This is a genomic window from Microcystis flos-aquae FACHB-1344 (genome assembly GCF_014698375.1).
GTDB classification, from domain to species: Bacteria; Cyanobacteriota; Cyanobacteriia; order Cyanobacteriales; family Microcystaceae; genus Microcystis; species Microcystis aeruginosa.
The window spans coordinates 1-2,306 of record NZ_JACJSW010000005.1; the positions used below are offsets into that span (position 1 = coordinate 1).

Annotated in this window: 1 protein-coding gene; it reads left to right on the forward strand. The window is 38.4% G+C overall.

Annotated elements, in window-relative coordinates; genetic code table 11:
• A partial coding sequence (locus H6G48_RS00070) for a hypothetical protein (protein ID WP_190717874.1) occupies positions 1 to 2,306 on the forward strand: 2,306 nt, incomplete at both ends.

Genomic DNA, 2,306 nt, shown 5'->3' on the forward strand with positions numbered 1-2,306 from the left:
AGTTTAGGGGGTAATGAAGAAATCACGGTTAATTACAGTATTAATGTCCCCGATGATAAATGGAGTTATTACAACTTTGGTCTGGGATTAAGTACCACTGAAGGCGTTACCGCGAATTTACCAATACGAGTAGATGTGGCGCGACTATTACCCCGTTTAGTTGCAGATACCAGCAGTTTACAAGCTTCGATGTTGCGGGGAGGTCAAACAATAGTCGAGTTTACGGTTAGTAATCAAGGGGAAATTGCGTCGGGAGAATTAAATATTCTGCTTCCTGATGCTTCTTGGTTAAAGTCAGCTTCTGCGGTTAAGCTACCTTCCTTGAATCCGGGTCAATCAACGAAAGTTTCGTTGTTATTACAACCGTCAGCAACGCAAGAGTTAACAGTTTATAACGGAAATGTCGTTATTTCCGGGGATGAAGCATCCTTAAGCTTACCGTTTAATTTCCGAGCGATTTCGGAAGCGAAAGGGAATTTAAATATTAGTGTTGTTGATGAATTATTCTTCTTTGCGGAAGGTTCACCCAGGCTAGAAAATGCGACAATTACCCTATTAGATCCCTTTACAGGAACCGTTATTTCCTCAGAAAAAGATGCCGATGGGATATTGTCTAAAACTGATTTAGCGGAGGGGTATTATAAACTGCGGATTACTGCGGATAATCATGATACTTATGAGCAGAATATTTATATTGGTGCGGGAGAAACGGAAGATATTCAGGCATTTTTGTCAAGACAAACAGTTAAATATACTTGGACAGTAACGCCGACTGAAATTGAAGATAAATATATTATTACGGTTCAATCGACGTTTGAAACCAACGTCCCAATTCCGACGGTGGTTATTGAACCTTCATCTCTAGATTTTGCTGATTTACAAGCAGTTGGTCAAGTTATGCAAATTGACATGAAAGTTACTAATCATGGCTTAATTGCAGCGAATGACATTGCTTTAAATATAGGTGAGCATCCATTTTATAAGATTGAGCCTTTAATCAATGGGGTTGACATTTTAGCCGCCAAAAGTTCGATTACTATTCCAGTCAGAATCACCCGAATTGCTGATTTTGATACTTTAGCAAGTAGTGGTGAAATCAGTACATCTTCAGGAATTCAAGTGCCTTGTTCATTCTCGCTAGGGTTGAGTTATGATTATGAATGTGCTGGACAGAAAATTAAAAGAGCTTTTCCTATTCCTGTTCTTAATGTTGAAGGAAATTGTAATTTAAGCTTAAATCCACTCCCCTTTGGTGGCTCTAATGGACCTGGTGGACCTGGTGGACCTGTTAGTGGGATAGTTATTCCAGATTTTAAAGTAACTTCTTCTGACTGTGATCCTTGTAACGAAAAACTAAAACAGGCAGTTCTTAAGTGTGTTGAAAAATTTATTCCATTTACTGATTGGCAAAAATGTATTAAAGATACTTATAAGTGTGTAGCTAGTTTTGGGAATCCCTCTGGACAAAGTGGTAGTGACTATTGGACTTGTGTTAAAGCTGTTTGGAACTGTATTCATGCAATAAAAAATACAATTCCTGGTCCTTGGAAATGGTTAAAGTATGTGGAATGTGGTTATGAAATCACTCAAACTTGTTTATTTCCTGGTGGTGGAGATTTTGCAGGAGGAGGAGCTACTTTTAGTGCTGATACGTCATCTTTGCTCCAGTCAAGCTCAATTCCTGAATCCGCAATAAAACTTGTAAGTGATAATTTAAAGTCTCTTCAGTACCTTATTGATGCACAAACTTTACTATTTGGAGATTTTGTTTGGTGGCAAGCAGCAGAACTAAACGAAAATACTTTTAGCAATTGGGTGGGCGAATTCAATGCAAGAACTGAGGGAACGAAAGCATCTGATGTTAAGATTTCTGATCAAGAAAGAAGTGAATTATTAAGTTTAACTCCACCGGAGGGAATAACCGCATCAGATATTAACAAATTTTTAGATCGCTGGAATCGCACCATAGATTATTGGGAAGCAGGTATATTTAATTCTGAAGATGTAGAAAATGAACAAGATAAAGATTTTTTAGCGATAGATATTTGGCAAAATGCTCTAGCAAAAGCTAATGAATCTATTGAAGTTAGTGAAGCAGCAGGTTTTGCTGATTTAGGAGAGCAATTCTACGACGGTGTGCAGGAATTAAAAGAAGCCTTAGATGGTAGTGGAGGAGTCTGCGCCACAGTCAAAATCAAAATCGACCAAGAAGCAGTAATGACCCGCGCTGCCTTCCTTGGCAATTTAGAAATAGAAAACGGTAACGCAACCAACCTAACCAACCTCTCCGTTATCCTTCAAATCAA